Here is an 8,552-nt window from a genome sequence, read left to right as displayed (position 1 = left end):
GCCCGCATCATGATCGACGTGATCAGGCAGTTGATGCAGGACGACTTTCCGGAGCCGGTGGCACCGGCGACCAGGATGTGCGGCATCTTCGCCATGTTGGCCATGACGAAGCCGCCCTCGACGTCCTTGCCGAGCGCGACCAGCATCGGGTGATCGTCCTCGGCAGCGTCCGCGAGCCGCAGCACGTCGCCGACGTTGACCATCTCGCGATCGGAGTTCGGGATCTCGATGCCGACCGCGGACTTGCCGGGGATGGGGCTGATGATGCGGACATCGGGGCTGGCGACCGCGTACGCGATGTTCTTGGCCAGCGCCGTGATCTTCTCGACCTTCACGGCCGGGCCCAGCTCGATCTCGTACCGCGTGACCGTCGGACCGCGCGTGAAGCCGGTGACGTCCGCGTCGACCTTGAACTCCTTGAAGACGTTGCTGAGCGAGGCGACGACGGCGTCATTGGCGGCACTGCGGGACTTGCCCGGGCCGCCGCGCTCCAGGAGGTCGAGCTTGGGCAGCGAGTACGTGATGTCGCCGGCGAGCTGAAGCTGCTCGGCGCGCGGCGGGAGGTCCCGCTGCTTGTCCGACGGCGCCTTGGTCAGGTCCGGCACCGAGGAATCGGAGGAGCCGGACGAGCCGGCGGACTCGCCGGGCTTCTTGCGCCGCACGCCGGGCGGCGGCGCGTCCACGGCGCGGGCGGGGCTTTCGCCGGCCTGCGAGGGGCTTTCGGTGGCACGCGCGCCCGGCACCGGCACCGAGCTCTCCGAGCTCTCGGTGGACTTCTGGTCCCGCTCCCCGGAGACGCCCTGCGTGAGGTCGGCGACCAGCGGCGAGGGCGGCATGCCGTTCAGGACGGCGCCGTCCAGGGCGGCGGCAGCGGCGGCGGCCACGTCCACCGCGTCCATCGGCCGGTCGAGCGAAGGCTGCGAGGACGCCCTGCGGGGCCTGCGCCGCCGGGTGAGCGCCTCCTCCTCCGCCCGGTCGGGGTCGTAGGGCTCGTCGGCCGCCGGGCGCCTGCGCGAGCGCGCGGGCAGCGCCTCGCGCCACTGCTCCTCGTACCGCTCGTCGTCCGCGTAGTCCCCCTGCACCTCTTCGGGCTCCGGCTGGACGATGCCGAGCTTGATGCCCAGCAGCCTCAGCCGCTGCGGGATGGCGTTGACGGGCGTCGCCGTGACCACGAGCAGCCCGAAGACGGTCAGCAGGACCAGCAGCGGTACGGCGAGGACCTCGCCCATGGTGAAGATCAGCGGGGTGGACGTGGCCCAGCCGATGAGGCCGCCCGCGTCCCTTATGGCCGCCATGCCGTCCGCTCGGGCGGGCGAGCCGCAGGCGATGTGCACCTGGCCGAGCACGCCGATGACGAGCGCGGACAGGCCGATCACGATGCGGCCGTTCGCCTCGGGCTTCTCGGGGTGCCGGATCAGGCGTACGCCGATGACCGCGAGCAGTATCGGAAGGAGCAGATCGAGGCGGCCGAACGCGCCGGTCACCAGCATCTCGACGAGATCACCGACGGGACCGCGCAGATTCGACCACGTGCCCGCGGCGACGATCAGCGCGACGCCGAGCAGCAGCAGCGCGACGCCGTCCTTGCGGTGCGCCGGGTCGAGCCCCTTGGCGCCTCGCCCTATGCCGCGGAACAGCGCACCCACGCTGTGCGCGAGACCGAGCCACAGGGCGCGCGCGAGGCGGTACACGCCGCCCGTGGGACTGGGCGCCGGCTTGGGTGCGGGCTTCTTCGCCGCGGCTTTCTTGGCGGGCGCCTTCTTCGCCGGAGCCTTCTTGGCGGGCGGTTTCCCGGCGGCGGCCTTCTTCGCCGGAGCCTTCGTGGGCGCGGCCGCCTTCTTCGCGGGCGTCTTCTTGGCTGCGGACGGACGTGAGGCCATGGGACCGAGGTTACCGGTGGAGACCACTGCGGACACGTGTGCCCACTGCTTCACCCGTTTGTGTCGCCCTTGCGGGGGCGGTGAACTGACGGACGTTCACCGCTCCCGGTCCCGCTTTCGCCCGGTTACGCACCGGTTCAGTTCTGCGAGGACACCGAAGGCGCACCGCTGCCGGTGCCCGGTTCCAGAGCGTCAAGAGCCCGCCTCAGGCCGGTGAGTTTGCGTTCGAGATGGGCCGCGGTGGCGACGGCGGCGGCATCCGCCGACTCGTCGTCCAGCTGTTTCGACAGCGCCTCCGCCTGTTCCTCGACGGCCGCCAGGCGCGCCGAGAGCTCGGCGAGAAGCCCCGCGGGCTCCTTGGCGTCACCCGCCGTGGACTTGCCGCCGCCTTCGAGCTGGAGACGCAGCAGCGCTGCCTGCTCCCGCAGTTGGCAGTTCTTCATGTACAGCTCTACGAACACCGAGACCTTCGCGCGCAGCACCCACGGATCGAAGGGCTTGGAGATGTAGTCCACCGCCCCTGCCGCGTAACCCCGGAAGGTGTGATGCGGTCCGTGGTTGATGGCGGTGAGGAAGATGATCGGGATGTCCCGGGTCCGTTCTCGCCGCTTGATGTGCGCGGCGGTTTCGAAACCGTCCATGCCCGGCATCTGGACGTCCAGCAGAATGACCGCGAAGTCGTCCGTCAGTAGTGCTTTGAGCGCTTCCTCCCCGGACGATGCCCGTACCAGGGTCTGATCGAGCGCAGAGAGGATGGCCTCCAGCGCCAGCAGATTCTCCGGCCGGTCATCGACCAGGAGGATCTTGGCCTTCTGCACCATGGCCCGCCCTCCTCGTCCCGGCGGTACACCGGGCGCCGCCCCAGGGGACGACTCCCTTACGCCGTCCGTCCTTGTGCCGGTCATGGTAGCCGCACCCCGCCTGTCGCCACACCCTGTCACCGCGATGTCACCGTGCACGTAGCAGAAACGCAGTGGGAGACCAGAAGGTTCCCCGAATACCGCGGTCCTACACGACTTCGGCCACACTCTGTCAGCAACTCCGCGTAATGAAGCCGCTTCTCGGTCACTCCCCGCGCATCCACTGCTCCATCACCGAGAGCAGATGATCCGGGTCGACCGGCTTCGTAACGTAATCGGACGCGCCGGAGTCGATGGCCTTCTCCCGGTCGCCCTTCATCGCCTTCGCGGTGAGCGCGATGATCGGGAGCCCGGCGAACTGCGGCATCCTGCGGATCGCCGTCGTCGTCGCGTACCCGTCCATCTCCGGCATCATGATGTCCATCAGGACGACCGTCACGTCGTCGTGCTGTTCCAGGACCTCGATGCCCTCACGGCCGTTCTCCGCGTACAGCACCGAGAGCCCGTGCTGCTCCAGGACACTGGTGAGCGCGAACACGTTACGGATGTCGTCGTCGACGATGAGCACCTTCTCGCCGCCGAACTGATAGCCGGCACGAGACACGGGAGCCTCCTGCCCCGAGGTCGGCCACTGCTCCGGCGGACGCTGCTCCTGAGCCTCCCTGGCGCCCTGCCCCGGCAGCACCGGCGGCTGCTTCGAAGAGGCGTGCGCGGCGCGCTGGCGGCGCCGGAAGAGCGTGCCGGACTCCGGCGTCTCCTGCGCCTCGGGCGGCTCGACGTCCTCGCTCTGCGGCGGCTGCTCGGCCGCGGGCGGAGCCTCCTCCAGGGCGGGCCTGGACGGCGTTCCCGGCAGGGGCGCGAGCTGCGTGTAGCCCTGGGGCGGCAGTTCGCTCGGGTGCAGCGGCAAATAGAGCGTGAACGTCGAACCGCGGCCCGGTTCGCTCGCCGCGTGGATCTCTCCGCCGAGCAGACGCGCGATCTCCCGGCTGATGGAGAGCCCGAGTCCCGTGCCGCCGTACTTCCTGCTCGTCGTCCCGTCGGCCTGCTTGAACGCCTCGAAGATCACCCGCATCTTGCTGCCCGCGATCCCGATGCCGGTGTCGCTCACCGAGAAGGCGATCAGATCGGCGTCCGCGTCCCGCAGCGACCCCGCCTCCAGGAGCTGCTCGCGGATGGCGTTGGGCACATCGGCGTTGGCGTGCCGGATCACCAGCTCGACCGCTCCGGAGTCGGTGAACTTCACCGCGTTGGACAGGAGATTGCGCAGCACCTGGAGGAGCCGCTGCTCGTCCGTGTGCAGCGTGGCGGGCAGCTCCGGAGACACCCGTACGGAGAAGTCGAGCCCCTTCTCCGCAGTCAGCGGCCGGAACGTGGCCTCTACGTAGTCCACCAGTTGCACCAGGGCGATGCGCGTCGGGGAGACGTCCATCTTGCCCGCCTCGACCTTGGACAGGTCGAGGATGTCGTTGATCAGCTGGAGCAGGTCCGAGCCCGCGCCGTGGATCGTCTCGGCGAACTCCACCTGCTTGGGGGTCAGGTTGGCGTCGGCGTTGTCGGCGAGCAACTTGGCCAGGATCAGCAGCGAGTTGAGCGGCGTACGCAGCTCGTGCGACATGTTCGCCAGGAACTCGGACTTGTACCGCATCGAGACCGCGAGCTGTTCGGCGCGCTCCTCCAGGACCTGCCTGGCCTCTTCGATCTCGGTGTTCTTCACCTCGATGTCGCGGTTCTGCTGGGCAAGCAGCTCGGCCTTCTCCTCCAGTTCGGCGTTCGAGTCCTGGAGCGCCTTCTGCCGGTTCTCCAACTCCGCCGACCGCTCGCGCAGTTGCTCGGTCAGCTCCTGCGACTGCTTGAGCAGCACCTCGGTCTTCGTGTTGACGCTGATGGTGTTGACGCTCGTCGCGATCATCTCGGCGATCTGGCTGAGGAAGTCCTTCTGGATCTGCGTGAACGCCTGGAAGGCGGCCAGCTCGATCACGCCGAGGACGGTTCCTTCGAAGAGCACCGGAAGGACGATCACCTGGGCGGGCGGCGCCTCGCCGAGGCCGGACGCGATCCGCAGATAGCCGGACGGCGCGTTCTCCACGAGGATCGTGCGCCGCTCCTGCGCGGCGGTGCCGATCAGCGTCTCGCCGGGCCTGAAGGACGTCGGCATGGAGCCCATGGAGTAGCCGTAACTGCCCATCATGCGCAGTTCGTACGCGTCCTCCTGCTCGGCACCGGGCTCCGCGGCCTCGTCCGTGGGCAGGGCCAGGAAGAAGGCGCCGTGCTGTGCGGAGACCACCGGCGTCAGCTCGCTCATGATCAGCGAGGCGACGTCCGCGAGATCGCGGCGGCCCTGCATCAGACCGGAGATGCGGGCCAGGTTGCCCTTGAGCCAGTCCTGTTCCTTGTTGGCGAGGGTGGTGTCGCGGAGGTTGGCGATCATCGAGTTGATGTTGTCCTGGAGGACCTGGATCTCGCCCGCCGCGTCCACGTCGATCTTCAGGTTCAGGTCGCCGCGCGTCACCGCGGTGGCGACCTCCGCGATGGCGCGCACCTGACGGGTCAGGTTTCCTGCCATCTCGTTCACCGATTCGGTGAGGTCGCGCCACGTGCCGTCCACGTCCCGCACCCGCGCCTGACCGCCCAGCTGCCCTTCGGTGCCCACCTCGCGGGCCACGCGCGTGACCTGCTCGGCGAAGGACGACAGCTGGTCGACCATGGTGTTGATGGTGGTCTTGAGTTCGAGGATCTCGCCCCGGGCATCGATGTCGATCTTCTTGGTCAGGTCGCCCTTGGCGATCGCGGTGGTGACCATCGCGATGTTGCGGACCTGGCCGGTGAGGTTGGAGGCCATGCCGTTCACGGACTCCGTCAGGTCCTTCCACGTACCCGACACTCCGGGAACACGGGCCTGACCGCCGAGGATGCCGTCCGTGCCCACTTCGCGGGCCACTCGGGTCACCTCGTCCGCGAACGAACTCAGCGTCTTCACCATCGTGTTGACGGTGTCGGCGAGCTGCGCGACCTCGCCGCGCGCCTCGACGGTGACCTTCTTGGTGAGGTCTCCGTTGGCGACCGCCGCCGAGACCTGGGAGATGTTGCGCACCTGGCCGGTCAGGTTGTTCGCCATCAGGTTGACGTTGTCGCTGAGGTCCTTCCAGGTGCCGGTGACGCCCGGTACCCGCGCCTGACCTCCGAGGATGCCCTCCGTGCCCACCTCGCGGGCCACGCGGTTCACCTGCTCGGCGAAGTTCGAGAGCTGGTCGACCATCGTGTTCACGGTGGTGACGAGTTCGAGGATCTCGCCCTTGGCGTCGACGGTGATCTTCTTGGAGAGGTCGCCCATGGCGACGGCCGTGGTGACCTCGGCGATGTTGCGGACCTGGAGGGTCAGGTTGTTCGCCATGCCGTTCACGGACTGCGTGAGGTCCTTCCAGGTGCCCGAGACACCCTGCACCTCCGCCTGCCCGCCCAGGATGCCGTCGGTGCCCACCTCGCGGGCGACCCGCGTCACCTGCTCGGCGAAGGCGGAGAGCTGGTCGACCATCGTGTTGAGGGTGTTCTTCAGCTCCAGGATCTCGCCGCGCGCGTCCACGTCGATCTTCTGCGACAGGTCACCCCGCGCCACCGCGGTCGCGACCTGCGCGATGTTGCGGACCTGGGCGGTGAGGTTGCCGGCCATGCCGTTCACGGAGTCGGTCAGATCGCGCCACACGCCGGCCACGCCGGGCACCTGCGCCTGCCCGCCGAGACGGCCTTCCGTGCCCACCTCGCGGGCCACCCGGGTCACCTGGTCGGCGAAGGCGGAGAGCTGGTCGACCATCGTGTTGATGGTGTTCTTCAGCTCCAGGATCTCGCCGCGCGCGTCCACGTCGATCTTCTGCGACAGGTCGCCCCGCGCCACCGCCGTCGTGACCTGGGCGATCTGACGTACCTGCGACGTCAGGTTCCCTGCCATGAAGTTGACCGAATCGGTCAGTTCCTTCCAGGTGCCGCTCACGCCGTCCACGCGCGCCTGACCGCCGAGGCGGCCCTCGGTGCCCACGTCGCGGGCCATCCGCGTGACCTGGTCGGCGAACGACGACAGCTGGTCCACCATCGTGTTCACGGTGTTCTTCAACTGAAGCATCTCGCCGGAGACATCGACGGTGACCTTCTGCGACAGATCGCCGTTGGCGACCGCCGTCGTCACCTGCGCGATGTTGCGGACCTGGCCCGTGAGGTTGCGGAAGGCCGTGTTGACCGAGTCCGTCAGGTCCTTCCACGTACCGGCCGCGCCCTGCACCTGCGCCTGGCCGCCGAGCTCACCCTCGACGCCGATCTCCCGCGCGACCCGCGTCACTTCCGCGCCGAAGGCGGAGAGCTGGTCCACCATCGTGTTCACGGTGTTCTTCAGCTCGAGCATCTCGCCCGCGACGTCGACGGTGACCTTCTGCGAGAGGTCTCCGTTGGCGACCGCCGTCGTGACCGTCGCGATGTCGCGCACCTGCGTGGTGAGGTTGCGGAAAACCGTGTTCACCGAGTCGGTGAGGTCCTTCCAGGTCCCCGCCGCGCCCGGCACGTTCGCCTGGCCGCCCAGCTGACCCTCGGCGCCGACCTCGTTCGCGACGCGGGTGACCTCGTCGGCGAACGTACGCAGCGTCTCGGTCATCTGGTTGATCGTCTCGGCGAGTTGGGCCACCTCGCCGCGTGCGCTCACCGTCACCTTCTGGGACAGATCGCCGTTCGCGACGGCCGTCGTGACCTGGGCGATCCCGCGCACCTGTGCGGTGAGATTGCCGGCCATAAGATTCACCGAGTCGGTGAGGTCCTTCCACACTCCCGCCACACCAGGCACCTGTGCCTGGCCGCCGAGCTCGCCCTCGGTGCCGACTTCGCGCGCGACACGGGTCACCTCGGAGGAGAACGAAGAGAGCTGGTCCACCATCGTGTTGACGGTGTTCTTCAGCTCCAGCATCTCGCCGGCGACGTGAACCGTCACCTTCCGGGACAAGTCACCCTTGGCGACCGCCGTCGTCACGAGAGCAATGTCACGCACCTGCGCGGTGAGCCGGTACGCCATGGTGTTCACCGAATCCGTGAGGTCCTTCCACGAACCGGACATTCCACGCACCCGCGCCTGACCGCCCAGCTTGCCCTCGGTGCCCACCTCGCTGGCCACCCGCGTGACCTCGTCGGTGAACGTCGAGAGCTGGTCGACCAGGTTGTTCACCGTCCGGCCGACCTTCAGGAACTCCCCGCGCAGCGGATGGCCGCTCCCCTCGTCCGCCTGCGCCCGCAGCTCCATACGCTGCTCCAGGTCGCCCTCGGCGACCGCGGAGAGCACCCGTCCGACCTCGGAAACAGGGCGTACGAGGTCTTCGACGAGCGCGTTCGACGCGTCGATCGCCGCGGCCCACGAGCCCTCGCTCGCACCGCTCTCCAGCCGCTCCGTGAGCTTCCCCTCACGGCCGACCATGCGCCGGACGCGCGAGAGCTCGCCGGTCAGATGCAGATTCCGGTCGGCCACCTCGTTGAAGACGGCGGCGATCTCGGACATGACGTCGTCACCGGAGACCGTGAGCCGCTTGCGGAAGTTTCCGTCCCGCATGGCCGCAAGCGCCGCGAGCAACCTGTTCAGGGCCGCCGTGTCCACCGACGTCGTCGCCCCGTGGCGCGGTTTGCGCTGTTTACTGGGGGACTGTCCGTCTTTCGCACGCGTTTTAGTGCCCCGCGTCGCTGCGCCAGACTCCACTGTGTCCCTCCCGCAAGGGTCGACCGTACTGCTCGGGTTACCTGGGCTCTCTTTAGAAGCCTGCCCAGTGTTTCACCATGGCTGAACCAGGCC

Annotated in this window: 3 protein-coding genes; all 3 read right to left on the bottom strand. The window is 68.5% G+C overall.

The window, feature by feature from the left end; all coding sequences use genetic code 11:
• The coding region (locus tag ACQKIP_RS32205) for a DNA translocase FtsK (protein ID WP_427744901.1) at positions 1 to 1,880 on the bottom strand (1,880 nt) is incomplete at its 3' end.
• Between the two features lie 137 nt (positions 1,881 to 2,017).
• Positions 2,018 to 2,701 carry a response regulator gene (locus ACQKIP_RS32200; protein WP_365858064.1) on the bottom strand — a complete coding sequence of 228 codons (684 nt, stop codon included), beginning with the start codon at positions 2,699 to 2,701 and terminating at the stop codon, positions 2,018 to 2,020.
• Between the two features lie 244 nt (positions 2,702 to 2,945).
• The gene (locus ACQKIP_RS32195; protein WP_365858062.1) at positions 2,946 to 8,459 is read right to left on the bottom strand and encodes a HAMP domain-containing protein; all 5,514 of its coding nucleotides are present in this window, start codon (positions 8,457 to 8,459) and stop codon (positions 2,946 to 2,948) included.
• Positions 8,460 to 8,552: the final 93 nt, after the last annotated feature.

It is taken from the genome of Streptomyces sp. NPDC059900 (assembly GCF_050270335.1).
Classification (GTDB): domain Bacteria; phylum Actinomycetota; class Actinomycetes; order Streptomycetales; family Streptomycetaceae; genus Streptomyces.
Note: the sequence above shows the minus strand (reverse complement) of the source record. Positions and strands in the feature narration are given on the sequence as shown.